The organism is Ideonella flava, from assembly GCF_051857595.1.
In the GTDB taxonomy this organism is placed as follows: Bacteria; Pseudomonadota; Gammaproteobacteria; order Burkholderiales; family Burkholderiaceae_C; genus Ideonella.
Genome location: NZ_JBPZHD010000001.1, coordinates 137,900 through 154,848, shown reverse-complemented (window position 1 = coordinate 154,848; position 16,949 = coordinate 137,900). Strand labels below are relative to the sequence as shown.

Below are 16,949 nucleotides of genomic sequence, written 5' to 3'. Positions count from 1 at the left end.
TGGGTTCATCGTAGGCAGTCGCCTGACCGGCCGGGGCGGCGGGGCTTGAAGCGAGCTTTCAAATAACATGAAGCACGTGGATAGACGCAGCGCCCTGACCCCCGACGCCCTGGCGATGATGGACACGATCGCCCGGACCGGCAGCTTTGCCGCCGCCGCCCGCGCCCTGGGCAAGGTGCCCTCGGCGCTGACCTACAGCGTGAGGCAGCTCGAGGACGCGCTGGACGTGCTCCTGTTCGACCGCCGCTCACGCCAGGCCCAGCTCACCGCGGCGGGGGAGGAACTGCTGGCGGAAGGCCGGCGCCTGCTGGCCGAGATGGACGCGGTGGCGCAACGTGTGCGCCGCGTCTCCACCGGCTGGGAGACCGAGCTCACCATCGCCGTGGACGACGTGCTGTCGCGCCTGACCCTGCTGGAGCTCTGCGACGCCTTCTATGCCCTCAAGCCCGGTGGCGACGACCAGCCTGGCCCCGGCACCCGCCTGCGCCTGCGCACCGAGGTGCTGGCGGGCACCTGGGAGGCCCTGGTCACCGGTCAGGCCGACCTGGCGATCGGCGTGCCGGGCGACATGCCCGCGCCGCCCGGCATCGAGATGAAGATCCTGGGCGATCTGAACTTCGTTTTCGCGATGGCGCCCCACCATCCCCTCGCGGCGCTGCCGGAGCCTCTGACCGACGACGAGATCATCCGCCACCGCGCCATCGCCGTCGCCGACTCGGCCATGCGCATGCAGCCGCTCACCTTCAACCTGCTGCCGGGACAGGAGGTGCTGACGGTGTCCAGCATGCAGGACAAGATCGCGGCCCAGCTGCGTTGCCTGGGCTGCGGCTTCGTGCCCGAACCCCTGGTGCGCGAGCACGTTCGCCACGGCCACCTGGTGGTCAAGCAGGTGACCCGCACGCGCCACATGGCCCCCACCGCCTACGCCTGGCGCAGCGCGGCCGTTCCGCAGCCCAAGAAGGCGCCGCAGGGTCTCGCCCTGCAGTGGTGGCTGCAGCAGCTGGGCAGCCCCGCCACGCGGAGCGCGCTGCTGGAGCGCCACCTGCCGACTACCGCGGGATAGCCTTCGTGGCGGGCACCTACGTCGGCCGGTTCGCGCCGTCGCCCACCGGCCCGCTGCATGCCGGCTCGCTGGTGGCGGCCCTGGCGAGCTGGCTGGATGCGCGGGCGGTTGGCGGAAAGTGGCTGGTGCGCATCGAGGATGTCGATGGGCCGCGTTGCGTCCCCGGCGCGGACGAGCTGATCCTGCGGCAACTGGCGACCTGCGGGCTGGTGGCCGACGAGCCGCCGGGCTGGCAATCGAACCGCAGCGCGCTTTACCAGCAGGCGCTGGACCGGCTGCTGGCCGCCGGACTCGCCTACCCCTGTGCCTGCAGCCGCAAGGAGATCGATGCCGCGCTGGCCGCGCGCGGGCAGATCCACCAGCGGCACGGCGAGCGGGTTTATCCGGGCACGTGCCGCCATGGGCTGCAGGGCCGTCCCGCGCGGGCCTGGCGCCTGCGCACGGACGCGCCCGACGGCAGCGACCTGCTGATCGACTGGCTGGACCGACGGCTGGGCCCGCAACGGCAGGACCTGACGGGCGAGGTCGGCGACTTCGTCCTCAAGCGGGCCGATGGCCTGTGGGCTTACCAGCTCGCCGTGGTGGTCGATGACGCGGACCAGGGCATCACCCACGTCGTGCGCGGCGAAGACCTGGCGGACAACACGCCGCGGCAGATCCACCTGCAGCGCCTGCTGGGCCTGCCCACGCCGGCCTACCTGCACACGCCGCTGGTCCTGGCGGCAGACGGGCAGAAGCTGTCGAAGCAGAACGGCGCCGCGGAGCTGGACCTGGCCGATCCACTCGCGGCGCTGGTGTCGGCCGGGCGCACGCTGAGCTTGCCTTCGAGCCTGCCGGCGTCTGGCCGGGACGCGTGGCTGGAGGCGGCCGTGGCGGCATGGGGTCGGTCGTGGCCATGGCGGGAGGCGGGCTGAGCCGGCGGTGGCATCATCCGCAGCCTTCGCTGCCGCAACGGCCGCAGCGCCCTCGAACAGAAAGGAATTTCCATGAGCACCCCCAGCGGCCTGCAGATCGACGATCGCGTCACCGGCAGCGGCGATACCGTACGGGCTGGCCAGACGGTCACCGTGCACTACACCGGCTGGCTGCACGACCCGGCGGCGCCTGAAGGCCGCGGTCGCAAGTTCGACTCGAGCAAGGACCGGGGCGAGCCGTTCGAGTTCGCCCTCGGCGCCGGCCAGGTGATCCAGGGCTGGGACGAGGGCGTGCAAGGCATGCAGGTCGGCGGCACGCGCGTGCTGACGATCCCGCCCGACCTGGGCTACGGCGCACGCGGCGCCGGCGGCGTGATCCCACCGAACGCCACCCTGGTGTTCGAGGTCGAGCTGCTGCCGACGCCCGAGCGGCCCCATCTGCAGATGGACGACGTGGTGGTGGGCAGCGGCGCCACGGCCCAGGAGGGCGACAGCGTCTCGGTGCATTACACCGGCTGGCTGTTCGACGAGAACGCGGCCGGTCACCGCGGCCGCAAGTTCGATTCCAGCAAGGACCGCAACGAACCCTTCGAGTTCGAACTCGGCGCCGGCATGGTGATCCGCGGCTGGGACGAAGGCGTGCAGGGCATGCAGGTGGGCGGCACGCGCGTGCTGACCATCCCTCCGCACCTCGGCTACGGCGCCCGCGGCGCCGGCGGCGTGATCCCCCCGAACGCGACCCTGGTCTTCGAAGTCGAGCTGCTGGGGACTTGAGGCCCCCACGGCCCCTTCCGGGGCCTGCCCCCCAGGGGGGCTCGCGCAGCGGACCGGCCAAGCCGGATCCGCGCACGCCCTGGTAGGGAGCGGCGCCGAAGCGCGCTCGGAATGCGGGGCTGAACTGCCTGGAGGTGCGGGGACAACGGGCAAAGCCGGATCCGCGCAGCCACTGGAACGGAGCGGCGCTTCGCGCGCTCCGAATGCTGATCAGAATCTCTCGTGCGGGCCCAGGTAGCGCCATTGGCCCACCGGCAGCTTGCCCAGCACCACGCTGCCGATCCGCACGCGCTTCAGGCCCACGACCTTCAGGCCGACCAGTTCGCACATGCGGCGGATCTGGCGCTTGCGGCCCTCGCGCAGCACGAAGCGCAGCTGGTCCTCGTTGGCCCAGCTGACCTTGGCCGGCTTGAGCTGCTTGCCGTCCAGCTCCAGGCCGTGTTGCAGGCGGCGCAGGTCGGCCTCGGGCAGGGTCCCTTCGCCCTGGTACTCCACGCGCACCAGGTATTCCTTCTCGACGTCGGAATCCTCGCCGATCAGGTGCTTGGCGATGCGCCCGTCCTGCGTCAGCACGAGCAGGCCGGTCGAATCGATGTCCAGCCGGCCGGCCGGTGCGAGGCCGCGGGCGTGGCCGGGGTGGAAGGGGCGGCGGTGCGGGTCTTCATTCCAATGCGTGGCCGCGGTCACGAGCACGCTGGCGGGCTCGTAGCCGTCTTCCGCCTGGCCCGATACATAGCCGATCGGCTTGTGCAGCAGGATGGTCACGCGCTGCGCCTGCTGGGTGTGCGCCGCCGGGTCGATCTCGATGTGGGAGTTCGGCAGCACGCGCTGGCCCAGCACAGCCATCTGGCCATCGACCTTGACCCAGCCGGCGGCTATCCAGTCGTCGGCTTCGCGGCGCGACGCCAGGCCGCGGTCTCCCAGCAGCTTGGACAGGCGGATGCCCTCGGCTTCGGAAGTGCGCGGGGCGGGCGGGCGCGGCTTGACCTGGGGAGGTGGGGCCTCGTCCCGCGCCACGCGTCGCGGGCCGCCGGGCTGAGCGGCTGGCGGCCGCGGCGGCTTGGGGCGGGGCCCCGCGGGAGCCGGGGGGCGAGGAGCATGGGCCCCCGGCGTACGGGGCATCGGCGGCTTGGTCGATGGCGCGTAGCGCACCGGCACGCTGGGGGTGGTGGGGGCGGGTGCTGACGGAGCCTTCGGCCCCGGGTCTCCGGCGGGTGCAGGGGCGGCCGGTGTGGCCGCGCGGGTGGCACGCTTGGGCGTGCGCTGGATGTTCCGGTCGGAGCGCATGGTCATGGTTTCAACGTCCGCGCAGGAAGAGCGCGTCCAGTTCCTTCATCGTCACCTGGCGCCAGGTCGGCCGCCCGTGGTTGCATTGGTCGGCGCGCTCGGTGGCTTCCATCTGCCGCAGCAGCGCGTTCATTTCTTCGATCGTCAGCCGGCGGTTGGCGCGCACGGCGCCGTGGCAGGCCATCGTGGCGAGGATTTCATCCTGCGCCCGCTCCAGCAGTCGGCCGGCGTCGGCTTCGGCCAGGTCGGCCAGCTCGCGCAGCACCGAGCGGGCGAGGGCGACAGGGTCGGCGTCAGGCAGGGCCGCGGGGCGTGAGCGCACGGCCAGCGTGGTGGGGCCCAGCGGCGAGATGTCCAACCCCAGCGCGCCCAGGTCGGTGGCGCGGGCTTCCACGATGGCCACCTCCTCCTGTGTCGCGGCGAAGGTGGCCGGGATCAGCAGCGGCTGCGCCGCGAGCGGGGCCTGGCGCGCGGCCGCCTTCAGCCGCTCGTAGACGATGCGCTCGTGGGCGGCGTGCATGTCGACGACCACCAGGCCGTGGGCGTTCTCTGCCAGCACGTAGACGCCGGCCAGTTGCGCGAGCGCCCGACCGAGCGGCCAATCTGCCGGTGCAGGCGAGGGCTCGTCCGTGGCGATCGGCGACGGCGAGAAGGCCGCCTCGGCGTCGGGGGATCGAGTGGCGGGCGTGGTCCACGGAGCCGGCGCCTCGCGAGCCCAAAGCACGCCCACGTCCTGCAGGCCGAGGCGCGACTGGTGAGCGCTCCAGGGCAGGCCGGCCGCTGGTGGCGAGGCTTCGAAGCGCGGCATCGGCGCGGGCGTTGTAGCGAACGGCGATGCGGGCACAGGGGCGTCCGCCGGCATCTCCATCGCCCGGCCCAGCGGGCTGCCGCCAGTCGCCGCGAGAACGCCTTCCACGGCACGCCGCACCGCCTGGTAGACCTCGCCCGATTCACGAAAGCGCACCTCGATCTTGGTCGGGTGCACGTTCACGTCCACGCGTGCCGGATCGATGTCGATGAAGAGCACGTAGGCCGGCTGCCGCTGGCCGTGCAGCACGTCCTCGTAGGCGCTGCGCAAGGCATGCGCGACGAGCTTGTCGCGCACGTAGCGGCCGTTGACGTAGGCGTACTGGTGGTCGGGCCGGGCGCGGGCCGATTCGGGCAGGCCCGCCCGGCCGATCACCCGCATCGGGCCGGCCGCATGCTCGACCGCGCGGCTGGCGGCGACGAAATCGGGGCCCAGCACATCGGCCATGCGTTGTTCGTGCGTGGCGCGCCGCCATTGCTCGACCAACTTGCCTTCGTGCCAGATCGCAAAGGCCACGTCGGGCCGCGCCAGGGCGTGGCGGCGCACCGCCTCGGTCGCATGCGAAAGCTCGGTGGCCTCGCTCTTGAGGAACTTGCGCCGTGCGGGGGTGCTGAAGAAGAGCTCGCGCACCTCGATGCTCGTGCCCACCGCGCGCGCGGCCGGTTGCAGCTCGCCGCTGCGGGCATCGAGCCGGTGGGCATGGGGCGCCTCGGACGTGCGGCTGACGATGGCGAGCTCGCTGACCGAGGCGATGGCCGCCAGCGCCTCGCCGCGAAAGCCCATGGTCTCGACGCCTTCGAGCTCAGCCAGCGAGCGGATCTTGCTCGTGGCATGGCGCTTCACCGCGAGCGGCAGTTCCTCGGCCGGGATGCCGCCGCCGTCGTCCTCGACCACGATGGCGCGGATGCCGCCTCCCACCAGCTTGACGGTGACCTGCGTGGCGCCGGCATCCAGCGCGTTGTCGACCAGCTCGCGCACCACCGAGGCGGGGCGTTCGACCACCTCGCCCGCGGCGATCTGGCTCACGAGTTCATCCGGCAGTTCACGGATGGCGCGGCGCGGGGTGGTGGCGGGGTGGCCCGGGACGTGTTGGGTGGCCAGTTCGGTCATCACGGGATTGTAGGAACCCCCGCCGATAATCCCTGGCATGGAGCTCCTTTCCTTCCTGGTCGACCTCGTCGTCCACGTCGACCAGCACCTCGCGGCCTTCGTCACCCAGCACGGGCCGTGGGTCTACGCCCTGCTTTTCGCGATCATCTTCGTCGAGACGGGTGTCGTGGTGATGCCCTTCCTGCCCGGCGATTCGCTGCTGTTCGTGGTCGGTGCCCTGTGCGGCGTGGGGCTGATGGACCTGCCCACCTCGCTCGGCCTGATGTTCAGCGCCGCCGTGGCGGGCAACCAGAGCAACTACACCATCGGACGCCACGTCGGCCCCAAGGTGTTCCAGTGGGAAAACACCCGCTGGTTCAACCGCGAAGCCTTCCTCAAGGCGCACGACTTCTACGAACGCTACGGCGGCGTCGCGCTCGTCGTGGGGCGCTTCCTGCCCTTCCTGCGCACCTTCGCGCCTTTCGTTGCGGGCGTGGCCGAGATGACGAGGCGGCGCTTCACCTTCTTCGACGTCGCCGGCGGTGCCCTCTGGGTGGGTAGCGTGACGCTGGCCGGCTACTGGTTCGGCAACGTGCCCTGGGTCAAGGAGAACCTCGAGAAGATCATCTGGGCCATGATCCTCATCCCCGGCCTGCTGATCATCGTCGGCGGCTGGAGGGCCCGGCGCAAGCAGGCGGCGCCGGCGGCGTGAGCGTCGTGCCCGGGTGCCCGGCAGGCGGCGACTCCGTCTGCGCACTGCTCGACGACCTGAACCCCGGCGGTGAGGCCGGCGAGACGCGCAGCCGCTGCTACACCGGCTTCGTGCGCGAGCACCGGGCCCGCACGCCGGCGGCGCTGGATCGCATGTGGGCCGAGGTGGACTCGGACCTGAGGGCGGGGCTGCATGCCGTGCTGCTGGCGGACTACGAATGGGGCGTCGCGTTGCACGGCCTGGCGCGGGATGACGCAGAGGTCGGGCAGGGCGCGGCCGGGGGCCTGCGCGTGCTGATGTTCCGCTCGCTCGATCGACTCACGGCGAGCGAGTCCGGCGAGTGGCTCCGGGCGCAGGACCGCGGGTCCGAGGAGCCGACGCCGGCCGGCCTGCTGGACCTGAGCGAATCCATAGACGACCAGGGCTTCGACGAGGCGATCGCGCGCATCCACGCGGCGATCCGGTCGGGCGAGAGCTATCAGGTCAACTTCAGCTACCGCCTGCACGGCCACAGCTTCGGCTCGCCGGTGGCCCTGTACCGCCGCCTGCGCGCACGCCAGCCGGTGGGCTATGGCGCCTTCATCGCGCTGCCGGCCGGCAGCGGCCGTCACGGCGCAGGCGCTCGCCACGTGCTGTCGCTGTCGCCAGAGCTGTTCCTGCAGCACGAGCGCGGCCAGCTCACGGCCCGGCCGATGAAAGGCACGGCTCCCCGGCATCCCGCCGACGCTGCGGCTGATGCCGCACAGGGCGCCTGGTTGCGCAGCGACGAGAAGAACCGGGCCGAGAACCTGATGATCGTGGACCTCCTGCGCAACGACCTCGGCCGAATCGCGGCCGGCGGCTCGGTCCAGGTGCCGGCGCTGTTCGCTGTCGAGCCCTATGCGACGGTGTGGCAGATGACCTCCACCGTCCAGGCCCGCCTGCGCGACGACGTCGACATGCCGGGCTTGTGGCGGGCCACCTTTCCATGTGGGTCGATCACCGGCGCGCCCAAGCACCGAACGATGCAACTGATCGACGAGCTGGAGGGCACATCGCGAGGCTTGTATTGCGGGGCCATCGGCTGGGTGGATGCGCCGGGCGCAGGCGGACCTGCCGTCGGCGACTTCTGCCTGTCGGTGGCGATCCGTACGCTCACTCTGGGCGAGGCGCAGCGCGGCCTGGCGCCCGTCACCATGGGCGTCGGCGCCGGCATCGTGCTGGACAGTGCGGCCAGGGACGAGCGAGCCGAGTGCCGGCTGAAGGCCCGGTTCCTGACCAGCCTGGACCCGGGCTTCGCCCTCATCGAGACGATGCGCCACGCGCCCGGCGCCGGCGTGCCGATGTGGCCATTGCACATGGCGCGGCTGGCCCGCAGCGCGGCCCGGTTCGGCTTCCCCTTCGACGAGCCGGCGCTGCGCGCGGCCTACGAGGCTTTGCGGCCTGCGCTCCCGCCTGCCGGCGAAACGCGGCTGCGCCTGGCCTTGCGTCACGACGGCAGCGCCGAGTGGCGGCACGCTCCGTTGGAGCCCCTGGCGCCCGGGCCGGTCCGGCTGGCCTGGTTCGATGAGAGGCTGCCTCTTCACGCGCCGCTGGCCGGCCACAAGACCAGCCATCGCGCCGTCTACGACCGCGCGGTGCAGGCCGCGCAGGCCGCGGGCGGCTTCGACAGCCTGCTGCTGCGCGAGGACGGCGCGCTGCTCGAAGGCGGGCGCAGCAACGTCTTCGTGCGACGCGACGGCCGCTGGTGGACACCACCGCTGGCCGACGGCGTGTTGCCCGGCGTGATGCGCGCCCAGATGCTGGCCGACGAGCAGTTCGGTGCCGTTGAACGAAGCCTGGGTCGCGAGGACGTGGAACAGGCCGAGGCCTTGATCGTCTGCAACTCGCTCAGAGGTGCGTTGGCCGCCGTTCTGGTCAAGGCCTGAGGCGCGCTCGCCTGAGCCGGTCTTGCTCAGCCACGGCGCATGGCGTGGCACGATCGCTTCAGTTGGTGACCGTGATCGTGTGGCCGTTGGGGAAGAGCGCAGAGAAGTCCGTCTCACCGCCGAAGTCGGCGCCGGTCAGGTACTCGGTGTAGCCGGCCCAGTCCGTGGAGTACAGGATGTAGAGGTAGTACGTCCCGGCCGGATAGCCGGCGTAGAGCTGGGTGGTCGGTCTCATCGTCGCCTTGGCGAGCCCGGCGTACGTCAGCGAGTGCGACAGGTAGATGCAGTTCGCGAAGTCCAGTGTGCAGAACTGAGCCGTCGCATAGCTCGGACCGGATGCCTTGGGATTGCCGGTGTCATTGATCGCGTACTGCACTCCCGCATAGGCCGCCACGGACTTTACGTCCACGTGCGGCGTCAAGACCTTGCCGGCGGAGGCGGTCGGCGGGCTGGTGTCGGTGCGCCAGGTTTCGTTCTTCACGGTAAACGCGGTCGGACCGAGATTCGAAAGGGCCGCGGCGTCGTAGATCACCTGGTTGCCCGCCACGTCATACAGGATCACCTGGGTGACGTTCCAGGTGCCGGGCGCGTGGAAGTAGTTGAAGGCCAAGCCGATCGCGGAGGTGACCTTGGATGACGGGAAGCCCGTCGTATATCCCGTGCTCACCTGCTGCAGTCCGTCGGGGCTCGTCGCAGTCACCGACATGTAGTTGAGCTGCGAGAGTCTGTCGGTGGCCACGAGATCTACGCGCAGCTGCGCGTCCATGCTCCCGGCATCCACGCTGGGACCGACGCTGAAGGCCGTCAGCTTGGGTCCGCCCGCCAACTCGGAGCCCCGCTTGGCGGGTGCCGCCCCCGGCCCCAGGGTGGCCATGCGTTGCATGTCGGAGACCTGCTGGCGCTGCGCCGGCGTGAGTGGTGCGGCGGCCGCCGCGAGTGATGCACTGGCGAGAGTGATCGAGACGGCGATCTTGATCGCTGCATGGGATGCGGTCATCTTGTGTCCTCCTGGAGTTGCGGTGTTCGCACGAGCGACTGCGCACTGACTCGATCGTGCCGCTGGCGACTCGGGCGGGAGGGATGCTCGCCACGGGTGGACCCATCGTCATCATCAAGGCAACGGAAGGGGCGGCGCCCGGGGTCCGCCACTGGGCAAGCGCCACCGGCGCACTCGCCAGTGTGGTGTCCGCTCGAGCAGGGCCCGGTGCGAGTCGCTGCTTCAGCTGACTCAGGTCGTCCGGTTGCGCGACAGGGGCGGGTTCTTGGCGAAGTAGCGCTCGATGCCGGAAAACAGCGCTTCCACCAGGCGTTTCTGGTACTCCGGGTCGCGCAGCTTGTCCTCTTCGCCGGGGTTGGAGATGAAGGCTGTCTCGACCAGGATGGACGGGATGTCCGGCGCCTTCAGCACCGCGAAGCCGGCCTGCTCGACCTTGTCCTTGTGGAGCCGGCCGACCTGGCCGATGCGGCTGAGCACCTCGTTGCCGACGCGCAGGCTGTCCTTGATCTGCGCCGTGGTGCTCATGTCGAGCAGCGCGCGCAGCACCGTCGTGTCCTTGGTCGCGGCGTTGACGCCGCCCACCACGTCGGCGGCGTTCTCCTTCTGGGCCATCCAGCGCGCGGCGCTGCTGGTGGCGCCCGTCTGGCTGAGCGCGAACACGCTGGCGCCGCGCGCCTCCGGCGTGAAGAAGGCATCGGCGTGGATGGACACGAACAGATCCGCCTGCACCTTGCGAGCCTTGTTGACGCGCTCGTGCAGCGGCACGAAGAAGTCGGCGTCCCGCGTCAGCATGGCCCGCATGCCGGCCTTGGCGTTCAGGCGCTCGCGCAGCCGCAGGGCGACCTGCAGCACCACGTCCTTCTCCTTCAGGCCGCTCGGGCCGATGGCGCCCGGGTCCTCGCCGCCGTGGCCGGGGTCGATGGCGACGATGATCAGGCGATTGATCCGCTCCTTCTGGGCCGCGGTAGGCGGCGGTGTCGGCGCAGGCGTGATGGCAGGCGTGGCGGGCCGGGGCGCCGGCGCGCTGGCAGAGGCCATGGGGGGCAGCGGGCGATCCACCCGCCCGATGAATTCGCCCAGGGCGTCCTGGACCTCCTTCGCGGCCTCGCGCTCGGCGGCGTTCTTCTCCTGGATCAGGGCGAGCAGGGGGTCTTCCGCCACCGTGGGGTACAGGTCGAACACCAGCCGGTGCTGGTAGGCGGCGACGGGCGTCAACGCGAACTGCTGCGGCTTGACGGCCTGCTTCAGGTCCACCACCAGCCGCACGACGCGGGGCTGGTTCTGCCCCACGCGTACGCCGGCGATGAAGGGATCGTCGGACCGCACCTTGCCCACCAGTTCGCGCAGTGCCGGGCTCAGCTCCAGGCTCTCGATGTCGACCACCAGGCGGTAGGGGTTGTCGGCCAGGAAATGGGTGGCGACCAGGGCCTGGTCGGACTCGATGGTGACCCGCGTGTATTCGGCGGCCGGCCAGACGCGCACCGCGACGATGGCCGCGCCCCAGGCCAGTTCCGCAGGGCCCAGCACCAGCACCACGGTGCCGACACCCGCCAGCCATTCACGCCGGCGCATCAGGCTTTCACCTCCACGCAGGCGAGCCACTGGCGGCCGAGCTCGCTGCAAGCCAGTGCCTGCACCTGGCGGCTGTCGTCCGCCTGGGGTTCGAGGACGAGGCGCAAATCGGGCGGGGGCATCTGCGGGGCCGCCTTGGAGGCCCATTCGGCGACCTTCAGGCCCGGCGCGGTGTAGATCTCGCGAAAGCCGGCGTCGGTCCATTCGCGCGGATCGTCGAAGCGATAGAAATCGAAGTGCGACACGGCGAGCTGCTGGCCGTCCGGCAGCTGGAGCTCGTAGGGCTCGACCACGGCATAGGTGGGGCTCTTGATACGGCCGGTGACCCCCAGGGCGCGCAGCAGGTGGCGCACGAACGTGGTCTTGCCGGCGCCGAGCGGGCCATCCAGCTCGAGCCGGGCATCGCGCAGCGGCGGCTGGGTCTGCAGCGCTTCGGCCAGGGCGAAGGCGAAGCGGACACAGGCCGCTTCATCGGGCCAGTGCAGCAAGCGGGTTTCTAGAATCGGCGGATGAGTCGTCAAGGTCAGGACGTGGCGGCGCTGGTCGCGCAACAACTGCCCGGCTGGGCGCGATCGCTCGGATTCTCCCAGATCGGCGTGGCCGATGTGGACCTGAGCGCGGCCGAGAAGGGCCTGCTCGACTGGCTGGCCGCCGGGTTCCATGGAGAGATGGGCTACATGCAGGTGCATGGGCTCAAGCGCGCCCGTCCCGCCGAGCTGGTGCCGGGCACGGTGCGGGTCATCACCGCCCGCATGGACTACCTTCCGCGCGATACCGCCGAAGACTGGACCGAGCGTGAGACGAAGCGGCTGGCCGTGTCGGGCGAGGCCGTGATCTCGATCTATGCCCGAGGGCGCGATTACCACAAGGTGCTGCGCCAGCGACTGCAGGCCCTGGCCGACCGCATCGCCGAGGTCATAGGCCCCTTCGGGCACCGAGTCTTCACCGACTCGGCCCCGGTGCTGGAGGCCGAACTCGCCACCCGCAGCGGCCTGGGCTGGCGGGGCAAGCACACGCTGGCGCTGTCACGCGAAGGCGGCTCGATGTTCTTCCTTGGCGAGATCTATGTGGACCTCGCCTTGCCGTTGACGGCACCTGCGTCCGCGCACTGCGGCCACTGCGAGGCCTGTCTCACCGCTTGTCCCACCGGGGCCATCGTCGCGCCGTACCGGCTGGACGCGCGCCGTTGCATCTCGTACCTGACGATAGAGCACCACGGCGCGATCCCGGTCGAGTTCCGTCGGCTGATGGGCAACCGCATCTACGGTTGCGATGACTGCCAGCTCGCCTGTCCGTGGAACAAGTACGCCCGCCGGGCTACGCTGGCCGACTTCGACTCCAGGGACCCACTGGATGCGGCCACCTTGCTGGGGCTGTGGGCCTGGGACGAGAGCGAGTTCCTGCGCCGCACCGAGGGCAGCCCGATCCGCCGCATCGGTCATGCTCGCTGGCGGCGCAACCTGGCGGTGGCGATGGGCAACGCCATCGCGGCAGGCGACGCGGCCTCGGCCGAGATGCGGGCCGCCCTGGCGGCCGAACGCGCGTCCAGCAACGAGCTGGTGCGAGAGCACATCGACTGGGCGCTCGGAGCGGCCACCCGATGAGCCGCAAGCCATCTTCGCCCATGGAAGCTTCAGGCCCTGCCTCGCCCGATCCGCTCATCGATGCCTTCGTCTCGGCCCTGTGGGTCGAGGACGGCCTGGCGGCCAACACGCTGGCCGCCTATCGCCGTGACCTGACCCTGTTCGCGCAGTGGCTGCATGCCACCGGCGGCGCGACGCTGGTCGCTGTCAATGAAGAGCATTTGCGCCGCTACGCGGTCGAGCGCCACGACGCCTCTCGCGCCACCACCGCGAACCGCCGGCTGGCGGTCTTCCGCCGTTTCTACCGCTGGGCGCTGCGCGAGCGCTTCGTCAGCGCGGATCCGACGCTGCGCCTGGACAGCGCGCGCCAGGCCCTGCGGGTTCCCAAGACCTTGAGCGAAGCGCAGGTCGAGGCCTTGCTGGGCGCGCCGGACGTCGGCAGTCCGCTGGGCCTGCGCGACCGCTGCATGCTCGAGCTGATGTACGCCAGCGGCCTGCGGGTGAGCGAGCTGGTTGACTTGCCGACGGTGCGCCTGAGCCTGAATGACGGGGTGTTGCGAGTGACCGGCAAGGGGGCCAAGGAGCGCCTGGTGCCCTTCGGCGACGAGGCGGCCAGCTGGATCACCCGCTACTTGGCCGAAGGGCGCGCGGCCATCCTTGCGGGCCAGGCCAGCCCGGACCTGTTCGTCACCGCGCGCGGCGGCGCCATGACGCGGCAGATGTTCTGGACGCTGGTCAAGAAGTACGCCGCGCGCGCCGGCATCACGGTGCCGCTGTCACCGCATACCTTGCGGCACGCCTTCGCGACGCACCTGCTCAACCACGGCGCCGACCTGCGGGCCGTGCAGATGCTGCTGGGCCATGCCGACATCTCGACCACGACCATCTACACCCACGTGGCCCGCGAGCGGCTGAAGTCGCTGCATGCGCGGCATCACCCGAGGGGCTGAAACGCGAGAGCCGGTACGAGGCCGGCTCCGGATGCTCAGAAGTTGTGGCGGATGCCGAGGGCCAGCGCGTCGAAGTTGCCGCCGTAGGCCATCAGGACGCTGTCCTTGCCGAGGCGGGTGTAGTAGGCGTAGACCTTGGTGCGCTTGCTGAGGTTGTAGTTGTAGGCCAGCGTCCACTGCACCGCGTCGCTCTTGTCCCATTGGCTGTATTCGCCGGCCCGGCCGATGTTGAGGTGGAACTCGGAAGCGCCCAGCGTGTACATCGCCGCGATGCGGAAGTGCGTCGCGTCGCCCAGCACCGGAATGCTGGTGTGCTCGAGGTAGCCGCCCAGGGTCGTCGAGCCGAACTCGTACAGCGCCCGCACGGCGTACTGCTTGACGTCGCCCAGCTTCTCGAAGCCGGCGCCCAGGTGCAGCGGGCCGTTGTCGTAGTCGGCGGCGAGGTCGTAGAGCTGGTCGGTGTCGGTGCCTTCCTTCAGGCCCAGCGCGGCGTGCAGCACGAGGCCGTTCAGCTCGGGCGACCGGTAGCCGATCTTGTTGCGATTGCGGTCGGTCAGCGCCGAGATGGGCAGGTAGAAGGCATCGGCGGAATCGCCGGTGTCGTGGTTGTGCAGGCTGACGTAGTCGGCCGTCGCGTAATAGGCTTCGCTCGTGAAGCGTCCCAGGCGCACGGTGCCGAAGCTGCCGCCGAGGTTGACCTCCGATTGCCGGCCCCAGAAGGCGTCGCCCGCCTGACCGGTGGAGGCGTCGAAGCCGTGCTCGATCTGGAAGCCGGCCTTCAGGCCGCCGCCGAGGTCCTCGACACCGCTGAAGCCGATGCGCGAGGAGTTGTCGCGGACCTCGCCCTGGCGATCTTCTTCCTGGACCTTGACGCTTTCCACGCTGAGGTTGAGGCGACCGTAGATCGTGACCGAGCTCTGGGCGAAGGCCGGGGTGGCGGCCAGGGTGGCCAGGGACGCGGCCAGGGCAAGCGTTCTCAAGACGAGACTCCTTGTGTTGTACGGGGGGGGCAACGTGCACCGGGCGCTGCGAGAGCTCGCATGAGGTGCGCGAAAGCGGTTGCATTCTGTTGCAGCCTTCGTCCCCGATGGCGCGATCGGCCCGCGCTGCCCTCAACGTTCTGTGGAGTCGGCCCTTGTCTGTGGCGAGACTGCGACGCACGGGGGCGCCCAGGCCCGCGGGCACAATCGCCCGCCATGGATCACACCTTCGTCTCTGCCTTCGTGTTGCTGCTGCTGGTGCTGGATCCGTTCGGCAGCCTGCCGATCTTCATCTCGGTCCTGCGCGGCGTGGCGCCGGAGCGGCGAACAGTGGTGGCAGTCCGCGAGGTGGCCATCGCCTTCGGAGTGCTGCTGGCCTTCATGTTCACCGGCCAGGGCTTCCTGAGCCTGATGCACCTTTCCGAGCGCTCGCTGGAGGTGGCCGGCGGGGTGATCCTGCTGATCATCGCCATCCGCATGATCTTCGCCTCGGGCGGCGAGATCTACGCCAGCGACGGCAAGCGCGAGCCGATGATCTTCCCGCTGGCGGTGCCGCTGCTGGCCGGCCCATCGGCCATGGCGACGGTGCTGCTGCTGGCCTCGCGCCAGCCTGAGCGCATCGCCCACTGGGTCGGCGCGTTGACGCTGGCCATGGCGATCAGCGGCGTGGTGCTGCTGGCCGCCGAGCGCATCCGCAAGCTGCTGGGCACGCCGATGGTGTCGGCCCTGGAAAAGCTGATGGGCCTGGTGCTCACCGCGATCGCGGTGGAGATGATCCTGGCGGGCCTGAAGCGCTACTTCTTCGAGTAGAGCTTCAGTTGCCGAAGCGCTCGCGCTGCGTCCTGTAGTCGCGCTGCTTCACGCATTCGGCGTGGTTCGCATAGGCCGGCTTCTGGCACTGGCGCGCGAGACAGATCTCCTTCGCGATGAAGTTGCGTCCCTCGCACGCCTGGCGCGGATCCAGCGGTCTCGGTGCGGCCGAAGCGGCGGCTTGTTTTGGCGCGACGCCGCTCGGCGGTGCGGCCGCTGCGACAGAGGAGGGCGCGGTCACGGGGCCGGGCGTCGACTCGGCTGTCGGCGGTGAGCCGGTATCGGCGGGATGCCGGTGCGCCTGCAGGGCCCACCACGTCAGGCCCGCCGCCGCGAGCGCCGCTGAACCGATGAAGACCACTGCTCGGCGGGAGCGGCGTCGCGCGGCGTCCAGCCTCGTCGATCCAGCCGGGGCGAGCGGCAGCTCTATCGCTTCGTTGTCGGACGGCTCGTCCCCGAAGGACACGGTGTGCTCCCACTCCGAGGCGCCAGGCGCCGCCGGGGCGGGCGCCGGGGGGCTCAGCTCGCCCAGCAGCGCCGCGCGCATCTGCGCCGCGGAGGTTGGGCGATCCTGCGGCCGCACGCCGAGGGACCAGTCGATGGCGGCCAGGAACGAGGGCGAATAGCCGGTCAGCCCCATGCGGGCCAGCGGCTGGTAGCTGTCGACGAGCGTGCGCGTCGTGGCCGCGGGCGGCGTGTGGCCGAGCAGCAGGTAGTACATGACCGCGCCCAGCGCGTAGAGGTCGGTCCACGGCCCCTGGCGCAGGCCGGCTGCCTCGCCGTACTGCTCGATGGGCGCGAAGCGCGGCTTGAGGATGGCGGTGAGCGCCTGCGTTCCGTCGCCGATGGCGTGCCGCGCGGCGCCGAAGTCGAGCAGGATGGGATCGCCGCCGTCGTCGGGCAGCAGGATGTTGTCGGGCGAGATGTCGCGGTGGTAGACGGACTCGGCGTGCAGCAGCTCCAGCGCGTCCAGCAGCGGCTTCATCAGGCCCAGCAGCCAGGTCTGCGACGGCCGGCCGCGCATCTCCTGGCGCGCCTGCTTCAGGGTGCGGCCCTGCAGATACGGCATCAGCATGTAGGCCGTGCCGTTGTCCTCCCAGAAGCGGTAGACCTTCAGCAGCGATCGGTGATCGAAGCGTGCGAGCAGCTTCGCCTCGTTGACGAAGGAGCGCCGGCCGACGTCGAAGGTCTCGCTGTAGGAGGCGGAGCGCACCGACACGAGGGAGCCGCCGAACCGCTGCGCCAGCTGCCCGGGCATGTACTCCTTGATGGCGACCTGCCGCTCCAGCGCATGGTCCCTGGCCACGTAGACGATGCCGAAGCCGCCGACGGCGAGCGTGCGAAGGATCTCCAGTTCTCCGAAACGCGTCCCGGCTGAAAGGGCGTTCAGCTCCTCGAGCGGGGGCGGCACCGCTGCCGGGGTGGCGTCCTCGGAAATCTCAGGCATGCATTTCGGGAGGCGTCGGGAAGGCTCGAATTATCCGCGACGGATTTAGTTCGACG

The 16,949-nt window shown here is 70.5% G+C and carries 15 protein-coding genes and 1 pseudogene; 9 read left to right on the top strand and 7 right to left on the bottom strand.

Annotated elements, in window-relative coordinates; genetic code table 11:
* The first annotated feature begins 67 nt into the window (after positions 1-67).
* The 4 genes and pseudogenes from ACS5PM_RS00700 (at position 68) to ACS5PM_RS00685 (ending at position 2,751) form a co-directional block, all read left to right on the top strand.
* Positions 68-1,063, top strand: a complete 996-nt coding sequence (locus ACS5PM_RS00700; RefSeq protein ID WP_439384378.1) for a LysR family transcriptional regulator — start codon at positions 68-70, stop codon at positions 1,061-1,063.
* Positions 1,064-1,068: 5 nt separating this feature from the next.
* Positions 1,069-1,977: a tRNA glutamyl-Q(34) synthetase GluQRS gene (gluQRS, locus tag ACS5PM_RS00695; protein WP_439384377.1), complete on the top strand. Its 909-nt coding sequence runs from the start codon at positions 1,069-1,071 to the stop codon at positions 1,975-1,977.
* 72 nt (positions 1,978-2,049) lie between these two features.
* A pseudogene (locus ACS5PM_RS00690) lies at positions 2,050-2,394 on the top strand (FKBP-type peptidyl-prolyl cis-trans isomerase); the annotation flags it as partial.
* A gap of 27 nt (positions 2,395-2,421) precedes the next feature.
* Positions 2,422-2,751 carry an FKBP-type peptidyl-prolyl cis-trans isomerase gene (locus ACS5PM_RS00685; RefSeq protein WP_439385582.1) on the top strand — a complete coding sequence of 110 codons (330 nt, stop codon included), beginning with the start codon at positions 2,422-2,424 and terminating at the stop codon, positions 2,749-2,751.
* Positions 2,752-2,961: 210 nt separating this feature from the next.
* On the opposite strand, the gene ACS5PM_RS00680 is transcribed toward ACS5PM_RS00685, so the two are convergent.
* Both ACS5PM_RS00680 and mutL read right to left on the bottom strand, forming a co-directional pair.
* Positions 2,962-4,044, bottom strand: coding sequence for a pseudouridine synthase (locus ACS5PM_RS00680; RefSeq protein WP_439384375.1), 1,083 nt, complete (start codon positions 4,042-4,044; stop codon positions 2,962-2,964).
* A gap of 4 nt (positions 4,045-4,048) precedes the next feature.
* Complete coding sequence (mutL, locus tag ACS5PM_RS00675; RefSeq protein ID WP_439384373.1) at positions 4,049-5,956, bottom strand: DNA mismatch repair endonuclease MutL; 1,908 nt, start codon at positions 5,954-5,956, stop codon at positions 4,049-4,051.
* Between the two features lie 37 nt (positions 5,957-5,993).
* Between mutL and ACS5PM_RS00670 the strand changes: the two genes are divergently transcribed.
* Together ACS5PM_RS00670 and ACS5PM_RS00665 are read left to right on the top strand one after the other, a co-directional pair.
* A complete protein-coding gene (locus ACS5PM_RS00670; protein ID WP_439384371.1) occupies positions 5,994-6,647 on the top strand; it encodes a VTT domain-containing protein in 654 nt (217 codons plus the stop codon).
* Positions 6,644-8,554, top strand: a complete 1,911-nt coding sequence (locus ACS5PM_RS00665) for a chorismate-binding protein (protein WP_439384369.1) — start codon at positions 6,644-6,646, stop codon at positions 8,552-8,554. Before ACS5PM_RS00670 ends, ACS5PM_RS00665 begins: the two co-directional genes overlap by 4 nt.
* Before the next feature lie 58 nt (positions 8,555-8,612).
* On the opposite strand, the gene ACS5PM_RS00660 is transcribed toward ACS5PM_RS00665, so the two are convergent.
* The 3 genes from ACS5PM_RS00660 to tsaE all read right to left on the bottom strand — a co-directional run bounded on the left by ACS5PM_RS00660 (position 8,613) and on the right by tsaE (position 11,608).
* Entirely contained in the window at positions 8,613-9,551 is a 939-nt protein-coding gene (locus ACS5PM_RS00660) for a hypothetical protein (RefSeq protein ID WP_439384367.1), read from the bottom strand.
* A gap of 231 nt (positions 9,552-9,782) precedes the next feature.
* Positions 9,783-11,123 carry an N-acetylmuramoyl-L-alanine amidase gene (locus ACS5PM_RS00655; RefSeq protein WP_439384365.1) on the bottom strand — a complete coding sequence of 447 codons (1,341 nt, stop codon included), beginning with the start codon at positions 11,121-11,123 and terminating at the stop codon, positions 9,783-9,785.
* Positions 11,123-11,608, bottom strand: a complete 486-nt coding sequence (gene tsaE / locus ACS5PM_RS00650; protein WP_439385580.1) for a tRNA (adenosine(37)-N6)-threonylcarbamoyltransferase complex ATPase subunit type 1 TsaE — start codon at positions 11,606-11,608, stop codon at positions 11,123-11,125. Before tsaE ends, ACS5PM_RS00655 begins: the two co-directional genes overlap by 1 nt.
* 24 nt (positions 11,609-11,632) lie before the next feature.
* On the opposite strand from tsaE, the gene queG reads away from it, so the two are divergent.
* Both queG and xerD read left to right on the top strand, forming a co-directional pair.
* Entirely contained in the window at positions 11,633-12,727 is a 1,095-nt protein-coding gene (queG, locus tag ACS5PM_RS00645; RefSeq protein ID WP_439384363.1) for a tRNA epoxyqueuosine(34) reductase QueG, read from the top strand.
* Entirely contained in the window at positions 12,724-13,656 is a 933-nt protein-coding gene (gene xerD, locus ACS5PM_RS00640; RefSeq protein ID WP_439384361.1) for a site-specific tyrosine recombinase XerD, read from the top strand. The genes queG and xerD overlap by 4 nt, the downstream gene beginning before the upstream one ends.
* 35 nt (positions 13,657-13,691) lie before the next feature.
* Here the strand turns inward: xerD and ACS5PM_RS00635 are convergent, their stop codons facing one another.
* Positions 13,692-14,636 (bottom strand): porin, encoded by a 945-nt coding sequence (locus tag ACS5PM_RS00635; RefSeq protein ID WP_439384359.1) that lies wholly within the window; start codon positions 14,634-14,636, stop codon positions 13,692-13,694.
* Positions 14,637-14,852: 216 nt separating this feature from the next.
* Here ACS5PM_RS00635 and ACS5PM_RS00630 point away from each other — a divergent pair, with 216 nt between their 5' ends.
* Positions 14,853-15,446, top strand: coding sequence for a MarC family protein (locus ACS5PM_RS00630; RefSeq protein WP_439384357.1), 594 nt, complete (start codon positions 14,853-14,855; stop codon positions 15,444-15,446).
* Between the two features lie 4 nt (positions 15,447-15,450).
* Here ACS5PM_RS00630 and ACS5PM_RS00625 read toward each other — a convergent pair whose 3' ends face one another.
* On the bottom strand, positions 15,451-16,893 hold the full coding sequence (locus ACS5PM_RS00625; protein WP_439384355.1) for a serine/threonine protein kinase: 1,443 nt from the start codon (positions 16,891-16,893) through the stop codon (positions 15,451-15,453).
* Positions 16,894-16,949 lie beyond the last annotated feature (56 nt).